The organism is Pseudomonas sp. UBA5568 (assembly GCF_002425525.1).
Classification (GTDB): domain Bacteria; phylum Pseudomonadota; class Gammaproteobacteria; order Pseudomonadales; family Pseudomonadaceae; genus Aquipseudomonas; species Aquipseudomonas fulva.
In genome coordinates, this window is sequence record NZ_DIMK01000054.1 from 142,489 (window position 1) to 160,038 (window position 17,550).

General features: G+C 60.7%; 12 protein-coding genes. 5 read left to right on the forward strand and 7 right to left on the reverse strand.

Annotated elements, in window-relative coordinates; translation table 11 throughout:
• Positions 1 to 2: 2 nt before the first annotated feature.
• The 3 genes from B2S33_RS18100 to B2S33_RS18110 all read right to left on the reverse strand — a co-directional run bounded on the left by B2S33_RS18100 (position 3) and on the right by B2S33_RS18110 (position 6,813).
• Positions 3 to 1,184 (reverse strand): hypothetical protein, encoded by a 1,182-nt coding sequence (locus tag B2S33_RS18100; protein ID WP_027914920.1) that lies wholly within the window; start codon positions 1,182 to 1,184, stop codon positions 3 to 5.
• A 58-nt stretch (positions 1,185 to 1,242) separates the two neighbouring features.
• Positions 1,243 to 2,862, reverse strand: a complete 1,620-nt coding sequence (locus B2S33_RS18105; protein WP_027914921.1) for an NADP-dependent glyceraldehyde-3-phosphate dehydrogenase — start codon at positions 2,860 to 2,862, stop codon at positions 1,243 to 1,245.
• Between the two features lie 141 nt (positions 2,863 to 3,003).
• Positions 3,004 to 6,813, reverse strand: a complete 3,810-nt coding sequence (locus B2S33_RS18110; protein WP_288650769.1) for a dermonecrotic toxin domain-containing protein — start codon at positions 6,811 to 6,813, stop codon at positions 3,004 to 3,006.
• Positions 6,814 to 7,127: 314 nt separating this feature from the next.
• On the opposite strand from B2S33_RS18110, the gene B2S33_RS18115 reads away from it, so the two are divergent.
• The 3 genes from B2S33_RS18115 (at position 7,128) to B2S33_RS18125 (ending at position 10,301) form a co-directional block, all read left to right on the forward strand.
• The gene (locus tag B2S33_RS18115) at positions 7,128 to 8,279 is read left to right on the forward strand and encodes a hypothetical protein (protein ID WP_288650770.1); all 1,152 of its coding nucleotides are present in this window, start codon (positions 7,128 to 7,130) and stop codon (positions 8,277 to 8,279) included.
• Positions 8,280 to 8,345: 66 nt separating this feature from the next.
• Positions 8,346 to 9,476, forward strand: a complete 1,131-nt coding sequence (locus B2S33_RS18120; RefSeq protein WP_027914924.1) for a glycosyltransferase 61 family protein — start codon at positions 8,346 to 8,348, stop codon at positions 9,474 to 9,476.
• 36 nt (positions 9,477 to 9,512) lie between these two features.
• Positions 9,513 to 10,301 carry a helix-turn-helix transcriptional regulator gene (locus B2S33_RS18125; protein WP_027914925.1) on the forward strand — a complete coding sequence of 263 codons (789 nt, stop codon included), beginning with the start codon at positions 9,513 to 9,515 and terminating at the stop codon, positions 10,299 to 10,301.
• Here the strand turns inward: B2S33_RS18125 and B2S33_RS18130 are convergent.
• Positions 10,294 to 10,875, reverse strand: a complete 582-nt coding sequence (locus B2S33_RS18130) for a LysE family translocator (protein WP_027914926.1) — start codon at positions 10,873 to 10,875, stop codon at positions 10,294 to 10,296. The genes B2S33_RS18125 and B2S33_RS18130 overlap by 8 nt on opposite strands.
• A 285-nt stretch (positions 10,876 to 11,160) precedes the next feature.
• On the opposite strand from B2S33_RS18130, the gene B2S33_RS18135 reads away from it, so the two are divergent.
• Positions 11,161 to 12,732 carry a TerC family protein gene (locus tag B2S33_RS18135; RefSeq protein ID WP_288650772.1) on the forward strand — a complete coding sequence of 524 codons (1,572 nt, stop codon included), beginning with the start codon at positions 11,161 to 11,163 and terminating at the stop codon, positions 12,730 to 12,732.
• On the opposite strand, the gene rarD is transcribed toward B2S33_RS18135, so the two are convergent.
• On the reverse strand, positions 12,695 to 13,582 hold the full coding sequence (gene rarD, locus B2S33_RS18140) for an EamA family transporter RarD (protein ID WP_027914928.1): 888 nt from the start codon (positions 13,580 to 13,582) through the stop codon (positions 12,695 to 12,697). The two genes, B2S33_RS18135 and rarD, sit on opposite strands and share 38 nt — an antisense overlap.
• Positions 13,583 to 13,615: 33 nt before the next feature.
• The gene (locus B2S33_RS18145) at positions 13,616 to 15,202 is read right to left on the reverse strand and encodes an EAL domain-containing protein (protein WP_110606439.1); all 1,587 of its coding nucleotides are present in this window, start codon (positions 15,200 to 15,202) and stop codon (positions 13,616 to 13,618) included.
• A gap of 295 nt (positions 15,203 to 15,497) precedes the next feature.
• Here B2S33_RS18145 and hppD point away from each other — a divergent pair, with 295 nt between their 5' ends.
• On the forward strand, positions 15,498 to 16,574 hold the full coding sequence (gene hppD / locus B2S33_RS18150) for a 4-hydroxyphenylpyruvate dioxygenase (RefSeq protein ID WP_027914930.1): 1,077 nt from the start codon (positions 15,498 to 15,500) through the stop codon (positions 16,572 to 16,574).
• Between the two features lie 15 nt (positions 16,575 to 16,589).
• Here the strand turns inward: hppD and B2S33_RS18155 are convergent, their stop codons facing one another.
• The gene (locus tag B2S33_RS18155) at positions 16,590 to 17,402 is read right to left on the reverse strand and encodes a CSS-motif domain-containing protein (RefSeq protein ID WP_027914931.1); all 813 of its coding nucleotides are present in this window, start codon (positions 17,400 to 17,402) and stop codon (positions 16,590 to 16,592) included.
• Positions 17,403 to 17,550 lie beyond the last annotated feature (148 nt).

The window sequence follows — 17,550 nt, forward strand, 5'->3', positions numbered from 1 at the left end:
GATCACCGCTCGCGCATGAAGAAACCGGCCACGAACTTGCGGAAGGTTTCAGGGCTCTTGAAGTCGGCATACCGTTTGAAGTTCTCGGTATCCGGCTCGGGCCCGATGGGTTGTTCGAGCAGCGAAATGGACAGTACACGGTCTTGGTCGGACGTCATCACCAGTTCATCCATGAGCTGCCCGCCGACCACCGGGCGGCGCATCTGCACCTTGACGCCCTTGCTGGCCATCCAGTCCACCAGCGATACCAATGCCTTGAGCGGCTCGCGCTCTTCATCGCGATAGACCGGAAACAGATGGCCGCGCGACAGCACCGGTACGCTGGCCACGTGGATCAGTTCATAGAAGTGACTGCCGGGAGTCGTAGGCGAATAGAGTGCCAGCGTCAGCAACGGGCCGCAGGTGCGCTGACCACCCCAGTACAGATGATGGCCCTGGAAATCGAAACCCTCTTCACTGCGGTAGTGAAAGACCTTGCGGCCCTTGATCTGGTCGATGCAGTCGAGCAGTAGTCCATGACGACGATGGTTGCCAAAGATCGTTGCTTCACGCAGACGGGCCTTGAGCATCATCATGTGCTTCATGTCCAGGCGCGTTTCCAGGTAGTTGCTGGCCGGCACCCGTTCCACCAGCGGATAGCGACTGGCCACGGCGCGCAGTTGAGCGAATTGCCCGGTCAGGTCCTGCTTCAAATGCGTGGCGTAGAGGTTGAGGCCGCTGGTCTCGATCCACGTCAACAACAAGGCCAGCAAACGCTGTTGTTCGCGGCGCTCGCCTGGCTCGTTGGTGCTTGCGCTTGCCCCCGTGCGGAAGTCGCCGATCAGCCGCAGCGGTGTGTCGGGAGGCAGCCAGGCCACCGGCTGAACAGGTGCCTGAGCACGCTCGGCCGCTTCCTGTTCATCCTTGGTGAAGGGGCAGCCCGGCGCATGTTCGGCCGTGCCTGGGTTGTTCTTGAGAAACAACGTACCGGTGTTGCCATTGAGGGTGACATTGAGCACAGGCAGGGCGTCGGTGCGGCAGTCGCAGGCCAGCCATTGATTGGCGTTGCGCACCTTCATCAGCATCTGGTTGGCCTGCAGCAGGCGGGGCCCGGTCAAGCCGCCGGTGGCAAATTCCACCAGCAGCGCGTCTTCGGCGGGCGTCAGGCTGCGCACCTGGGCGGCGGTCTTGTCGATGATACGCATTGAGCGGCTCCGTGCTATGAGCTTCAAGCTTCCAGCAAAGCGGTGCCGCTTTCAACCGTCAGAAGATGTAGTCGGTAGTCAGGAAACTCGACCGTCGATTACGGATGATGTCACTGAACAAGGCCTTGTTGTCGTCCTGGAAGCGCGTGGCCACCAGGGTGCGTATGGAAAAGACCCGCAGGGCATCGTGCACCGACAGGGTGCCCTCGGCGCTGTTTTTGCGGCCATTGAACGGATAGGTGTCCGGGCCTCGCTGGCATTGGGTGTTGATGTTGATGCGACCGACCTGGTTGGCGAAGATGTCGATCAGGCTGCCGACGGTGGCAGGGTCGCTGCCGAACAGGCTCAACTGCTGGCCATAGTCCGAGTCCAGGACGTAGTCGATGACCGTCTGCAGATCGCGGTAGGGGACGATCGGCACGACTGGCCCGAACTGTTCTTCCTGGTACACGCGCATCTGCGCCGACACCGGATACAACAGGGCGGGGTAGAAGAACGAACCCCGGCTGCGGCCCCCGTGCTCGTTGATCACCCGTGCTCCCTTGGCGGTCGCATCGTGCACCAGGCCGTCGAGGTAATCGATCTTCCCGGGTTCGGGCAGCGGTGTCAGGGTGACGCCAGGCTCCCAGGGCATGCCCGGCTTGAGGGTGGCGAGCTTGCGCGTGAATTTGTCCAGAAATGCATCGGCCACATCTTCATGGACGAACAGAATCTTGAGCGCCGTGCAACGCTGGCCGTTGAACGACAGGGCGCCCGTCAGAGCCTGGTCGACGGCGTTGTCCAAGTCGACCTGAGGCAACACAATGCCGGGGTTCTTCGCGTCCAGGCCCAGTGCCGCGCGCAGCCGATGTGGTCGTGGGTGCAGCTTTTTGAGGTCGCTGGCAGCCTTGTGGGTGCCGATGAAGGCGAAGACGTCGATCTTGCCGCTGGCCATCACTGCGCTGACGGTCTCACGCCCCTTGCCGTAGATGACATTGATGACACCGGGCGGGAAGCTGTCGCGGAAGGCTTCGAGCAGCGGGCGGATCAGCAAAACGCCGAACTTGGCGGGCTTGAACACCACGGTGTTGCCCATGATCAAGGCCGGTATCAGGGTGGTGAAGGTTTCGTTGAGAGGGTAGTTGTACGGGCCCATGCACAGCGCCACGCCCAACGGCGCGCGGCGTATCTGGCCCAGGGTGCCCTGTTCGAGTTCGAAGCGGCTGGAGCGTCTGTCCAGGTCCTTGAGGGCATTGATGGTTTCAGTGATGTAGTCGCAGGTGCGGTCGAATTCCTTTTCCGAATCCGCAAGGTTCTTGCCGATTTCCCACATCAGTAGCTTGACCACGGCCTGGCGCTGCTCGCGCATGCGCGCCAGGAAGGCCTCCACATGGCCGATGCGCTCTGCCACGCGCATGTTCGGCCATGCACCGCGCCCCTTGTCATAAGCTTGAACCGCAGCATCCAGTGCGGTCATGGCCGTGTCGGCGTCCAGCAGCGGTGCGTGGCCCAGCACCACCTGTTGCTCCTGGCCGTTGTCCTTTAGCCAAATGGGGCTACGGACTGTGGCCAACGGCCCGTCCCAATGGCGCAGTTCACCGCCCACGAGGTAGTCACGTTGTTCAAGGGGAGCGCCCAGTTGCCACGCTGGAGGTACGTCGGCGGCGTTGGGGTAAAGGTTGTCGAGCAAGGATTCCATGAAACTGTACCTCACAGTGGCCGGGAAGGGTTTAGCACAGTGAAACGGTTCAGCGACGAGCATGCGCCTGAGGCGACCAGAATACCAGCGCACAGCAAGCGCTTGAGCAGTGCGCCGGTCGCCCGGCGCCTGATCAGGGTGTCACAGGTCGAGCTCGAACAATCTCTCTGCTGGTTGTTCCAACAGGGCCTGCCGGTCTGGCCCTGCGTTATCGATCACAGACAGCCGACGCCAGAACTCCCGGCGCGCTCGTTCGGGGTAGGTGAGGAAAGGATCGTCGTCCAGCAGCGCCCTGAGGTCGCGCCGATATTGCAATGGCAAGCGGCGCCACAGGCTGTATTCATGCGGGCCTGCAAGTTCGAAGAATTCAGTGTAGTCGCCCTCGTTCACTAACAGATCCACGTCATGAATCTCATTGTACGTTTCGATCTGACTCAGTATCGGCTCTGCCAGCCAACTGCTTTCCATGGACAGGGTGTCAGCTACGGGAATGGGCAAAGTGAAGTCCTCGGGTAACTGCACGAACTGGTTGTTCGTCAGGTCAACGGCGAGCGGCTCCGTTAATTGCGCCAACCCCTGTGGCAACTCGGTCAGCGAGCATCCCGACAGGAACAGCGATCTGATGTCGGGATGCAGGCGCAGATCGGGCGCGACCAGCAGCGGGTTTTCACTCAGATCAAGTACGGCCAGGCCGGGGTATCGTTGCAGGGTAATTTGATCCGTAGGGTCCCAGGTAATCCGGTTGCGGTCCACATCCAGCCAGCGCAGGCGCTGACCGAAGGCCAGGCGAGGCAGGTGGTCGAAGCGGCAATCGCTGAGCAGTAACCGCGTGAGGTTCGGGAGTCGCTGGTGGAAGACCGCAGGCAGTTGGCTGAGTGCGGGGTTGCCGCACAACGTCAGGTGCTCGATGTGATGGAAGTCATCCCTCAGTGGCAAGCTGGCCAAGTCATCATGAGTCAGGCCCAGCCCGGAGAGATCGAGGCTGTACAGACAACCGCCGCCATCGAGTACCGTGCACGAAACCCGTCGCCAGGCATTGATGATGGGCTGCACGGCAAGGTGGCGTTGATGTGGGCGCTGGGGGTTGGGGGCGGCCCACTGGGCCAGATCACGACGCAAGTTCTCTAGGCGCGCTTGTAGGTCGCGCAAGCGTTGGGTGGGTGAGCGCATGTCATGCAGGTTGTCCTCGTCTTCCCCTTCATTGAGCCAGTCGGCAAATTCTGCGTCGGTCGCAGTGGGGTAGAGACGCCGATAGGCCGCGCTCAACGAGGTGGTCTGGCGTGGCGCTGCCGGCAGCGGTTCGAGCGGCTTTCCACCCCGCAACCAACCCCGTGTTACCAGGCGTTGGCTGCGTTGCCCATAGAGCCTGGGGGCGAGCGTGGCGCGGTTTGCCCTGACCCAGGTCATCACCCGACGGCGAAGGTGGACGCCGTCAGGGTGCTCGATACCCAGCAGGTCGCGACGGGCGCGGGGCAGTGCCTGTTCGATGGCGCGGCAAAGATCGATACTCACCACGCCGGGCGCAGGACGCTCTCCCAAGAAAGCTTCATAGCCTTGGCTTGATTTGATCACACGAATGAGCTGACCTGTGCCGGTATGAGCGAGGGTGGGACCGTCAGGGTTGCCGGCACGCAGTTCCAGACGTATGTCGGCTTGCCAGTCCGACATGGCCTCCAGTGCGCTGAATAGCAGGCGCTCGGTCTCAGCGTTGGCGAGCGCCGGCTGCACCAGGCCCTCCAGCGCCCGAACCAGAGGTAACTCGCTATGCACCTGTTCTACCGATTGTCGAATCCTGGCAGGCAGTGTTCCTTCTTGCTCCCAGGTCAACGCTTGGGCGGCCTCCAGCTGGCCCAGCAGTTGCCTGGCCAAAGGCGGCGTGAGACGCGGGTAGGTGGTAAGCAAGCGGTCCACGCCGGGATCGTGCGGCATGCTTGGGCTGTAGCGCTGCTCGAACCACTGCGACGCGCCTTGTACATCCATCGAGGGGCGTTCGGCGATTATGCGCAGACGCTGTAGAACGTCCAACAGCAGCGGCGGCGCCGGTTGCCCGCGAAGGTGCAGGTCTCGCAGGTTGTCGGCGTCGATGCCAGTCACATCGCACGCTTGCTGGATTTGCTCAGCTGTAAAGGCCTCGAACGGCTCACCCAGGCGCTCTACCAGCGTTACCAGCGGCCACTCGCCTAGCGGCTCGTGCTGGGCGCGCCAAGCGCCTTGACCGTTGTGCTCAAGGGGGGGCTGCCAGGCATCTGGCCGCTCGGGGTGAACAATTTGCCAGCGCGACAGTGAAGGGTCCAGCCGTTGCTCATAGAGGTGTCCGTCCATCTTGATGAAGTATCGGCCATCATGCAGATACTGGCCCTGCGCATTGGGCCGCAACTGCGTTGGCAGCACTTCCTTGGAACGGTAAGGGGCCAAGTCCTGGTTCCAGAGCCTGAATGTGCCGTCGCTGCCGCGTACCTCTTGCAGCGTCGTACCGGACAGTTTGCCGAACAATCGTGGCAACGCGTGTCCGGCTGCGGCGAAACCGCCCAGCAAAGCAAGGTTTATCCCAACCGACTCGATGTGCTCGAGCGCCAGGTGACGATCCCCGGCTTCCCAGGCTTCATACCCTTCGAAAGCTTCGCCCAGGAGCTGGCAGGCAGTGACGGCCAACATGAAAGTGCCCACCCCAGGTACGAAAAAGCTGGCGATGTTGAGCAGGTCCCAGCCGCGACTTTCCCACGTCGCCAGACGTTGGGCTCTGGCGCTGGCGTCGAACTGTGCAGTAGGAACGGCGAGCAAACTGGCTTCGTGCTGCAAACGTGCCCAGTGCCGGACGTAGCAGTCGCTGAACGGGTCTCCCTCGATGGGCTGACGAGCCGGGCGCAGGTCTGCGTCCAAGGCGCGCTCCCAGGGTTTGTCGGCCGGAGTGTTGCCAGCCGCGTCGAGGTTTTGCTGCAACAGATCGAAGAAATGTTCGCGTTGGTCTTGGGCTACATACCCTGTGAACGCTTCACGTGCTGCAGGCTCGAGCAACAGGATGGCCAGCGCTTCATGCACGGCTGCCAGGTCCTTGCAGCTGCGCAATGCAGGCTCGTGGTTGGGCAGGTACACGCCTAGGCCGTTCTGCCCCAGCTCGATCAGCATGACTTCGTAAAGATCGGTCCCGAACAAGCTCAGCCGCCAGCACGTCAAAGGCTCTCCCTGCAGCAGGCGGTCAAGGTCATCGCGAGCGCTGCCGCTGATCAAGTGCCTGAGCACGGCCAAGTCTGCCGCCATCTGCAGACGCGCTTTGAACACCTGCAACATGTGCGCTTTTACGGCCGGGCTGTCGAAATAGCCTTGAAGATGACCATGGTAGGCACTTCCCAAATCAAGCGCTCGCGTCAGGGTGGCGAAAGCGGCCGGCGTGAGGGGCAAGGGTGTTACTTGGTAACGCTCCGAGTCGATGGGAAATTGTGCAGCCGGCTCTTGCATGCCAATCGGCGCCGTGCCCGTCACCGTGATGGGCGTTATGTGAATATCCTTGCTCAGGGCGATTGCACTCTGGGAAGAGAACACTTCATCCTCCGCAAAGTTCTGCAATGCAGCCCTTACGATGTTTTCCCGTCGGTGGCTAAACACATAGCGCAGGCCGACCCATCGCCAACTTTGCTCGACGCGCAGCAACTCGCAGGCGTTGACGTCCACATCTAACCCCTGACGCTGCAAGCACTGCTGTAGTGCACGTTCGGCGAGTTCTGCCACTTGCTCAAGGCCGCGCATCGCCCGACCTAGCGCTGCCTGCGCGCTGATCAATCTTCGATGACTGGCGGCAACGGTTTCCCTCAGATCCGGAGGGGCATTGCAGAACCAGTCTTGCGTTTGCCAAGTGGGGTGTTGAGTGTGCTTGAGGGCCTGCCATTGGTGCGCGGTGGCCCGTGCAGCCCAATGAGGCAAAGTCACAGGTGAAACTGAGTTGCTTTCAGACATGTGGTGCGAGCTCCTTGTATTGAGGCGCTATCACACGTCATGGGTGACTGATGCGGTGGTGCTGGGTTATTACCCAGGCGCCATGACTCATAGCCTGGCCCAATCGGGGCCAGGTGGCGCCGTGGATTATTGGCGCCATAAAACATATGGCCTTTATATCGGCTCGCTACTTGCCAAACACTTTGGCAGCACCTTAAATTGTTACTGAATATGAATCTTAAAGTAATGCAATGCTCAATTAATCAATAGGTTAGTCGTGCCTGACATTTTATATGTCTGCAAGAACGCAAAACTTTCAGTGGACGTTGAACCTGATGAAACAGACGCTCTCGGCAGTGGCTCGTCGCTCACTGTCACCTTCTCAGCGCTATCGGTTAAGGCATTTGGCAAGCCAGGCGCGTGAGCTTGCCGCCCGTGCTTGTGTATGGCGTTGGGAAATCAGTCGGTTTCGCCTGCAACACGAAAGTGCCCATGACATCCTTTACGTGGGCCGCAAACAGCAACGCGACATGGCGAAGTTGCTGATGACCGGACTGGCCAGCCCCCCCTCTGCAATGATCAGCCCTGCTGAACCCACCACGCGACGACCTGTGGTGATGGTCAGCGAAGTGCCCACCGCAGGCGCGCTGACGGTGCCTCACTATGTGAGTGCCGTCGTGCCATTGGGGCGCCCCCTTGAGGACATCACCGCGCGCTATGACAGCGAGTTGCGCCGCAGCATTCGCAAACACCGGCCCCTTTATCACATGCGCCAGGCGCTGTCTGACGAAGACATCGAGACTGCGGACCGGGAGTTTCTGCGCCCCTATGCCACAGCCCGCAAGGGTCTTCTTGCGTCGCAGATACCGACCGATGAAGTCTTCAGAATCGCCAGGCAGGTCGGCAGGCTCGACCTCATCGTCCAGGATGATCAAGTGATCGGTTGTCACCTGGGTTGTGAAGTGGTTCGCGCCGGCAAGCGCTACTGGAGCACGGTGCGTTTCGGCTATTGCGAAGCCGTGTTCTCCGATGCCAAGCGCCTGCGTGAAGTCAACTCGATTACAACTTACATGGCGATGGAGTGGGCGCTTGGGCAGGGCTTCGATTACTACGACATCGGCCTGTGTCTGGCGCGGCCTGACGACGGGCTGTTGAAATGGAAGCGCCGCAGAGGCGGCGACGTCGACTCGCTGGGCAACCACGCCCACCTCTTCGTACGCCTGCCTAAATCCGGTATCGCTCATTTTCTCTGGGAGACACCCCTGTTCGCCGTCGAAGGTGACAAGCTGACGCTGCACCTCGGCGTGCCTGACGGTGCGAGCGAACAGGCGCTGGCCAGTCGTTATCACGAAATGGTCTTCGGCGGGCTCAGCAAGATCTACTTGTACGGGGCCACGGGAGCGGGCGATCAGCTGATCGCGGCGCTCAGGCAGCGTTATGCAGGCCTGCCATCAGCGCCGGCGATGGAGATCATCACCTGTACCTGAGTGCGGTCCAGGCAACGCATGGGCCAGGCGGCCACCTTAATCGACAGTTTTGCGGGGAGACGTTCAATGGCAGGTGATAGCTTGCAGCCCAGCACTTTGCCCGCGGCCCTGTCGTCGCGCTCATGGACCCTGGCCGCTTATCAGTACATGGTGCGCAAGCGCCTGCTCAGGCAGCCCTCGCCAGACATCAGGAGCATTGCCGAGCGTTCGTGGGACATTGCGCCGGGCGAGATGTCCATAACCCCGCCCGCGATATTCTTGCCAGGCCAGCTCGAACGCGTCACAGGCTGGGAAGGCAAGCGGTTCTATCCCTTCGTGCACCCGCGCTCGACCATGGAAGGCGGCATTCGGACTGCGCATGGATCGACCCGCGGCTACTTGTGCAGGGACGTGTGGTTGATCGACGGCGCGTTGTACAAGGGCAGGGCTGCCCAGTGGCTGTCGCACAGGCACAGCGCGTTCCCCCCCCTGAGCGTTGAGCATGAAATCGATCGCGGGGCCATCTACTGCACCCATAACGGCAATGCATGGTTTGGCACCTGGTTGATGGAGGACTGCCCGACCTATGCACTGGCCTGCAACGAGGGCATGCCCGTCACTACCGCGCCCTCTGCAAAGTACCCAATCTTCACCCAGGCCCCTGCCTATGAAGCATGGCTTGGCATGCAGCCGCATCGCCTGCGCACGGCGTTCTTTCGCGAACTGGTGCTGTTCGACGACCAGAGCAACAACCGCGACCGCCATGCCCGCTATCGGGCGATGGGCGACAAACTTCGGGCACATGTGGCCCATTGCCCGCATCCAGGTGTCTTTCTGCTGCGCGGAGGCGACGGTGATCTGCGTTTGCTGCGCAACGAACTGGCACTGGCTGAGCACTTGCGCGTTACCCGAGGGTTCCGCGTGGTCGATCCGTTGAAAAGCGACGTGCCTTCGATCGTCGCAGCCTGCGCCGGGGCGCATGTGGTCATAGGGGTGGAGGGTAGCCAACTGGTTCACGGTGTGAACGTGCTGGAGGCGGGCGGGTGTCTGCTGACCCTCCAGCCCCCGAACCGCTTCGTCAGCTACTACAAATACCTCACCGACCGCGACCATCAGCATTTCGGGTTCGTGGTTGGCGTGCCCGACGGGGACGGCTTTCGTATCGACATCCAGGAGGTAGAGCGAACGCTGGACCTGTTTCCCTCTCCGGCGGTGTAGTATCGGCCGATTGCATGGGAAGGGGATAAGGCGGCGATGCTTGAGGTATCTCGGTTCTGGCGTGATTCGGCACTGCCTTTCGTCGAGGCGCGAGTGGTCGGAGACGGGCGTCAGGTATGCCATGCCGCTCATTCCCACGAGAGTTTTTCACTCGGGGTAATCACCGGCGGGCGCAGTACTTACGTCAGCGGTCATGACCAGTTCGAGGTGGCGGCCGGCAGCACGGTGTTGATCAACCCGGGTGTGATTCACGCGTGCAATCCTGTCTCGGGTCTGCCGTGGTCGTACATCATGCTGTTCATCGACACGCCATGGTTGGCATCGGTGGGCTTAACCTTGCCGAGCCAACGTTACAGCGCAGCCCCGGGCCTGTACCAGCAAGTGCTATCGGTGTGCGCTGCGCTGTTTGACCCTGATGCGGCTGATCGCGAGCAACGACTTAGAGCGATGCTGTGCGACCTGCCCAGGTTCCTTGGCCAAGAACCGGCGTCAGAGGATGGAATCAACCCACGCCTTGAAGCGGCCGCAGCGTTTATCCGCGCCCATCGAAGCGACCCGCTGACGCTTGAGGACATCGCCACGGCCTGCGGCTTGTCGCGTGCCTACCTGATCCGCGCCTTTGGCAAGCGCTTCGGCTTGACGCCCCACGGTTACCTGCTTGATCAGCGTGTGCAATTGGCCCGCTCGCACTTGCGCCACGGGCAATCGATCGCCGAGGCTGCCCAGTCCGCAGGCTTTGCCGACCAGTCGCACTTGCAGCGGGCATTCAAGCGTCATCTGGCGGCCACCCCCGGGCATTATCGGCAAACCACAGCGTTTAGATGACCAGCCCCAACGCGCTGGCGACCAACAAAGCGGCAAGCGTACGATTCAACAGGCGCAGCGGCCGCGGGCTCTGCAGGTGCTGGCCCGCCACGCTGCCTGCCCAAGCCCAGCAGGCCACGGACACGAAGCATATCGGTGCGTATATCCAGGTAAAGATCCACAGCGCTTGTTGCTCGCCAGCCGTGTAGGCGCCCACCCCGGCCACGGCGGCAAGCCACGCCTTGGGGTTCAACCACTGCATGGTTGCGCCGCACCAGGCTGAAGGGGGTGCGCAGGCATGACCGGCCCCCAGTGCGCCGTCGTCACTGGCGAGCCGCAAGGCCATGTAAAGCAGAAACAGCACCCCACCTGCCTGGAGTACACCCTGTAGCGGCCCCCAATGTCCCAGCAACTGGTGCAGGCCGTTCCCCACCAGGAGCAGGAGCACACAAAAACCGAATGTCGCGCCTGCTGCGTGGCCAAGGCTTGCGCGCAGGCCGTGTCGAACGCCGCTGGCCAGGGCCACCACATTGACTGGCCCAGGCGAAATGGAGGCCGCCAGTGCGAAGGCAGCCATGGACAATGCTAGATTCATGGGAACGTACTCGTGGGTCATTTACCGCACATCATCCAGGCGCAACGTCAGTCAGGTATTGAACAAAAGTGCCTACCTGGTGCCAGGGGAGCGCACCGGCCGTGCACGGGCATAGCTGCTAACGGTTTGTAATAGTTTTGCGCTTACCGAAAAACCTGCTGTGCTTGTAGGATCATCTTCCCTAATTGTTATTCAGGTCACTATGAGCACCTTCGCGGAGCCTCCCAGTCCCCGGCCTTGCTGGCCACATCGTTCAACCCCTTCAATTTTGACGAGTACTCGCTGATGGAATGGCTGGCTGATCCGACGGCCTGGCTAGGCCTGCTCACGCTTATCGTCCTGGAATTGGTGCTGGGTATCGACAACCTGGTATTCATCGCCATCCTGGCAGACAAGCTTCCCCCTCATCAGCGCGACCGCGCGCGCATCATTGGCCTGAGCCTGGCGCTGATCATGCGCTTGGGCCTACTGGCGAGCATCTCCTGGATGGTCACCCTTACGGCGCCGCTGTTCGAGGTGTTCGACAAGAGTTTCTCCGGGCGCGACTTGATCATGCTGTTTGGTGGTGTGTTCCTGCTCTTCAAGGCGACCATGGAATTGCATGAGCGGCTCGAGGGCCATGTTGCCCAGGCCAGCGGCCCCGTTCGTCACGCCGCCTTCTGGCCAATCGTGGCGCAGATCGTGGTACTCGATGCGGTCTTCTCCCTGGATGCGGTGATCACCGCCGTCGGCATGGTCGAACACCTGTCCATCATGATGATCGCGGTGATTTTCTCCATCGGTATCATGATTGTGGCCAGCAAGCCGCTGACCCGGTTCGTCAATGCCCACCCGACGGTCATCATGCTGTGCCTGGGCTTTTTGATGATGATCGGTTTCAGTCTGACCGCAGAAGGCCTGGGCTTCCATATCCCCAAAGGCTATCTGTACGCAGCGATCGGTTTCTCGATTCTGATCGAGCTGTTCAACCAGCTGGCCAGGGCGCGGCGCAAGCGCAGCCTGCAGCAGCATCGACCTTTGCGTGAACGTACGGCGCATGCGGTGTTGCGCCTGCTGGGCGGTCGTCGCGTCGAAGCTGACGAAGTTGGGGAAGAAATCGCCGACATGCTAGAGGGCAATGGCGAACAGGTGCTGTTCGATCGTCGTGAGCGGATCATGATCAGCGGCGTGCTGAACCTGGCCGAACGCCCGATCCGGACAGTCATGACCGTGCGCTCGGAAGTCGACGTGATCGATCTGGCCCAACCGGCCGACGCCATCACGCGAGCCTTGATCAATTCGCCTTACTCGCGGCTGCCGCTGATCCGTAACGGTCGGGTGGACGAGCCACTGGGCTTCGTGCACAAGAAGGAGCTGTTCAAGGAGCTGCTGTCGGGCAATCAGCCTGACCTGGAAGGCATGGCCCGGGCACCGTTGAACCTGCTGGACAGTTTCAGCATCCTCAATGCACTCGAACAGATGCGCAGCCAATCCACCCACATTGCTTTCGTGGTCAACGAGTTCGGTGATTTCACGGGTGTGCTGACCATGACCGACATTCTTGAATCCATCGCCGGTGAGCTACCTGACGCCAGTGAAGTGGAGGGGCCTGGGATCATCCAGGATGGGGAGGGCTTCGTCGTCAGCGGCGCAGTGAACCTGGCTCAGGTGCAGGCTCGAACGGGCTTCGCCGCCCGTGCGACCGAGGACTACCAGACCCTGGCGGGCCTGGTGATGAGCTTGCTCGATCGCCTTCCGGTAGTAGGCGATCGTCTTGCCTGGAATGACTGGACGCTGATCGTCGAGGCGGTAGAAGAGCGTCGGGTGCGTCAGGTGCGCCTCAAACAGAACGCCGACGGTGACGCAGCATGTGCTTGAATCCTTCGATGACCAGCACCACCACGGCCCCCCAGATGGGCAGGTAGGTCAGCCATTGGTCTGCACCGATGGTTTCGCCCAACAGCAAGGCTACGCCGACCAGCAAGACAGGCTCGACGTAGCTGAGCAACCCGAACAGGCTGAACGGCAATAGCCTGCTGGCCATGACGTAGGCGATCAACGCAGACGCGCTGATCGCTCCCAGCACGGGAATGAGTACGTAAAGGCCGGGATGGGCCTGCATGTCGGCGCTGGAAAGCGGCCCTTGCACCACGAAGTAGAGGGCCCAAGGCAACAGCAGGCACATGTCGCACCACAGCCCGCCCAGATGATCCGTGCCGCAGCGGCGCCGGAGCACGAAATAAATGGGGTAGCCGACCACCACTACCAAGGTTTCCCAGGCGAAACTGCCATGCTGATATAGTTCATGGCCCACACCAAGCGCCGCACAGCCCACTGCAATTTTCTGCAAGTGCGACAATTGCTCGCCGTAGACCAACCGGCCCGTGAGCACCATGGCCAGGGGCAACATGAAGTACCCCATCGACACTTCCAGACTGCGTCCGTGCAGCGGCGCCCACAGGAACAGCCACAGTTGCACGCCCATCAGCCAGGACGTACCCACCATACCCAGCAGCAGCTGTGGTGTACGCCGGACCCTGCGCAGCAGTTCGCCCACCCTTGCCCAGTCCTTGGACACCAGCATGAACAGGGTCAGGCATGGCAGCGTGAGCAGGGTGCGCCAGCCGAAGATTTCCTCGCCGTCCAGTGGCTTGAGCAGCGATGTATAGAAGTACATCACGGCGAACAGGCAGGACGCCGTGACCGATGTAACAATCCCTTTTGACACAAGTGCCTCGTATGCAGGAGATGAGCGTTGAGATCAGCCGCGCATGATCTCAGGGGGCGTGCTCTGCGGCAACCGCGAAGCGGCGGGCTGCGCCGCCAGCGCCTGCAGAAACTGAGCGGCAGGCATGGGTTTGGCGTATAGATAACCCTGCTGGAAGTGAACCCCATGTTGTTCGAGGTAATCACGCTGAACCGCCGTTTCGACGCCTTCGGCTACGATGCCAAGACCCAACTTGACCGACAGCTCGATGATGGTTTCGAGAATGGCAACGGACAACGCGTCCCCGCCGATCAAGGCGACGAAGCTCTGGTCGATCTTCAGGTAATCCACCTTGAACTGCCTGAGGTAGTTGAGGCTCGACTGGCCCGTGCCGAAATCGTCGAGGGCGATCATTACGCCGATCTCATGCAACTGCTCGAACAGCTCCAGCGTCGTGGGCGAGGGTTCGAGCAACTTGCGTTCGGTCAACTCCAGGGTGAGGATGACCCGACCGGGTGGGAAGTGGGCCAGGAATGCGCGGCAGTCATCCAGAAGCTCAAGGCTGCGGCAGTGGTCGGCCGTGATGTTGATGCCGATGTGGAACCCGTCCTCCATCAGGGCGACATAGGGCGCCAGGCTGCTCGCCGTATGCTTCATCAGCGAACGGGTCATCGCCACGATCTGACCGCTGTGCTCGGCATAGGGAATGAACAGGTCGGGCCTAACCAGACCTTCACTCGGGTGATTCCAGCGCATCAGCACTTCTGCACCGGCCCAGCGGTAATCCCCTCGACGAACCACAGGCTGGAAGTAGGGCATGAACTCGTCGGCCTCCAATGCCCTGCGCAGCTCGGCACGCGGCGAGGTGGCCCGCCTGATCTGCCAGCGACAGACAACGCCGGCAACAACGCCCAGCACCGCCAGTAAGCCCAGAAGCGCCAGATAGTGGCTGCGCCAAAGCCGGCTCGACTGGTGCGCCATATAGCCGCCTTCAACGCTGAACGGATAATGTGCAGACGCCATGAACACGGGGGCGCTAACCGCAACCGGTGCCGGCCCCCGGTGAACGATGCCGTCTCGGCCCATCCAGGCGTTTCCCACGCGCAGGTACAGTGCGTGGCCTGCACCCAGCAGACGCAGCGCCATCAGCAGATGATCGCCATCGACCGTGGTGATTGCCGCGCGGTCTTTGTCACTGGCGCGATAGACCAGCAGCGGGTGCCCAGGTGTGACGGAATTGCCGTCCATCAACCACAAGTGCCCATCGACATAGTCGCTGGCTGTTACCGGTTCATCGAACGTCCCGAACAACGAACTGCAGTACAACCGATCCTGCTTGACCAGGTTGGTCGAGCGAATGAAGGCGTTGCGGGTCACTTCGCCACGTAACAGCAGCTGCGCCTCGGTACACGGCGTACCCGCCGAGGGTAGCAACGCGATCGCCGTACGCGAGGCGCCGTCGAGGATGCGCTCGACATGCTCGATGACTTGCTCGGCAGTCGCTCGGCTGCCGGCTTGCAGATCACGCTCAATCTGCCAGTTCATAACGGTCAGGCCGCATGCGATAGGGAATGCGCCGACCATCCAGGGCAGCAGGGTTCGCCAGCCGAAGCCTGAGCGCGATTTTCTAGAAAGGGGCATAGTGGCAACTGATCGAAGGAGACGTTACAAAGCATAGCCCTGTGCCCAGGGGTGAGGAACTAATGCGGGACAAAACAAATTACGCTGTGTAGAATCGGTTTACGAAAAAAACAATAAGGCGCCTTTGTTCCGAAGGCGTCACACCTGCTGAGTACGGGTCCTATGACATACCCTGGCTTCAGATTGATCATTGGTGACTTCCTCGCGCGCAGTGTGCGGGGCATTCCGTGCTCCCCGCCGGCGCTGTTCGACATCCCAGGCAAACATTGAATTCGCTGCAGATGAGGACACGCACATGGCTGATATTTTCGACAATCCTATGGGTTTGATGGGCTTTGAGTTCATCGAGCTGGCTTCGCCTACTCCCGGGGTTCTGGAGCCTGTATTCCAGATGCTGGGCTTCACCAAGGTGGCCACCCACCGCTCCAAGGATGTGCACCTGTATCGACAGGGCGACATCAACCTGATCTTGAACAATGAACCCAGAAGCGTAGCTTCGTATTTCGCCGCTGAGCATGGCCCGTCCATTTGCGGCATGGCGTTTCGTGTGCGCAACGCTCACGATGCTTACGCCCGCGCCCTGGAGCTGGGCGCACAGCCCGTCGAGATCGAGACGGGCCCGATGGAACTGCGTCTTCCGGCGATCAAGGGCATCGGCGGTGCCCCGCTTTACCTTATCGACCGTTTTGAAGAAGGTAGCTCGATCTATGACATCGACTTCAACTTCATCGACGGCGTGGATCGCCACCCGACCGGTGCAGGCCTGAAGGTCATCGACCACCTGACCCATAACGTCTATCGCGGGCGCATGGCCTATTGGGCTGGGTTCTACGAGAAGTTGTTCAACTTCCGCGAAATACGCTACTTCGATATCAAGGGGGAATACACAGGTCTGACCTCCAAGGCGATGACTGCGCCCGATGGCATGATCCGGATTCCGCTCAACGAAGAGTCGTCCAAGGGTGCGGGGCAGATCGAAGAGTTCCTGATGCAGTTCAATGGCGAAGGCATTCAGCATGTCGCGTTCTCGACCGACGACCTGGTCAAGACCTGGGATGCGCTCAAAGGTCTGGGCATGCGCTTCATGACCCCGCCGCCGCAGACTTACTACGAGATGCTTCCCGAACGCCTGCCTGACCATGGTGAGCCGGTGGATCAGCTTCAGGCACGTGGCATTTTGCTGGACGGTGCAGCACAAGCCGGGGACAAACGACTGTTGTTGCAGATATTCTCCGAAACGCTGCTGGGGCCGGTGTTCTTCGAGTTCATCCAGCGCAAGGGTGACGACGGATTCGGAGAAGGCAACTTCAAGGCGCTGTTCGAATCCATCGAGCGTGACCAGGTTCGCCGCGGCGTGCTCAGCGTCGAGTAAATACCGGCGGTGCCGTCATGGTCCTGGGCGATCGACGGCACTGTTTCGCTGCCTGCCGCGCATTTTGCTCAACACCATGTAGATCACCGAGCCCGTCATGAGCCCCACCAGCATCAATGAAGGGAGCATCTTGAACACGGCAGTGCGCAGTTCCTGGGCGGCGTAACCCGCGGGATAGCCAGCGACCACCCGGTAAGGGTACTGGGTGGACCCCAGTTCATGGGTGAATTCCGCGACGGAAGGCCTTGTACCGTTCAGGCTATCGCCATCCTTCCAGACAGAGTGCTTGTCAAACTCCAACACCAGCGCGAGTCCGTCCTTGAAAGCGTCAAGTTCAGTGCGTAATTGCACTGGAAAGCTTGTTGCGATCACGCCTTTTTTCTCACCTTGCACGTACATGTTCATCAGCAAGTAACCCTTCGCATCCTGCATCAGGTGGTTGAACGTCAACAGTTGCCCGGTCGAGGCGATTTCAGTCAGCAGCTCATGCGAGTCCGAGGCGGAGCCGCAATAGGCCTTGCCGTCATCAATCACAGCCAGCGACCTGAGCATCGAACGGCTGGTCACCTGGTCGACAAGGGCGCGTCTGATGCTACTGCAAGGCTGACCAGCCAGTGGCAGCGTGCTCATGGCCACCTCTTGTACGCGGTCCAAGGCTTGATCGACGCTGAAAACCGCCTCCCGAACCGACACTTCAGCGTTGTCCGCAAGCTTGGCCTCCTGCTGATAGTTGATGACCAGTAGTCCTGAAAAGACAGGTACCAGACCTACAGCCATCAGCAGTACCAACTCAAGCAGGCTCCGCCCCGCATGCATGAACTTGTCCATCGATCATCGTTCCTCAAGCCTCGCGCTGCCCAGGGTAGGCAGCTGGCTCAAGCCTAGGGCGTTGTCGAAAGCACCACTGTAGGGGGATAGCCGAGAAGGTGTGGGATTTGGTTAGGCTGAACGTAGCTGCCATCCGTATTCATAAGCG

Excerpts from the sequence above, each read along its gene's own strand:
- B2S33_RS18135 (WP_288650772.1), top strand. The coding sequence starts at position 11,161 with ATGGAATGGCTGGCTGATCCGACGGCCTGGCTAGGCCTGCTCACGCTT.
- B2S33_RS18155 (WP_027914931.1), bottom strand. The coding sequence starts at position 17,402 with ATGGACAAGTTCATGCATGCGGGGCGGAGCCTGCTTGAGTTGGTACTG.
- B2S33_RS18120 (WP_027914924.1), top strand. The coding sequence starts at position 8,346 with ATGGCAGGTGATAGCTTGCAGCCCAGCACTTTGCCCGCGGCCCTGTCG.
- B2S33_RS18125 (WP_027914925.1), top strand. The coding sequence starts at position 9,513 with ATGCTTGAGGTATCTCGGTTCTGGCGTGATTCGGCACTGCCTTTCGTC.
- hppD (WP_027914930.1), top strand. The coding sequence starts at position 15,498 with ATGGCTGATATTTTCGACAATCCTATGGGTTTGATGGGCTTTGAGTTC.
- B2S33_RS18130 (WP_027914926.1), bottom strand. The coding sequence starts at position 10,875 with ATGAATCTAGCATTGTCCATGGCTGCCTTCGCACTGGCGGCCTCCATT.
- B2S33_RS18105 (WP_027914921.1), bottom strand. The coding sequence starts at position 2,862 with ATGGAATCCTTGCTCGACAACCTTTACCCCAACGCCGCCGACGTACCT.
- B2S33_RS18145 (WP_110606439.1), bottom strand. The coding sequence starts at position 15,202 with ATGCCCCTTTCTAGAAAATCGCGCTCAGGCTTCGGCTGGCGAACCCTG.
- B2S33_RS18115 (WP_288650770.1), top strand. The coding sequence starts at position 7,128 with ATGAAACAGACGCTCTCGGCAGTGGCTCGTCGCTCACTGTCACCTTCT.
- B2S33_RS18100 (WP_027914920.1), bottom strand. The coding sequence starts at position 1,184 with ATGCGTATCATCGACAAGACCGCCGCCCAGGTGCGCAGCCTGACGCCC.
- B2S33_RS18110 (WP_288650769.1), bottom strand. The coding sequence starts at position 6,813 with ATGTCTGAAAGCAACTCAGTTTCACCTGTGACTTTGCCTCATTGGGCT.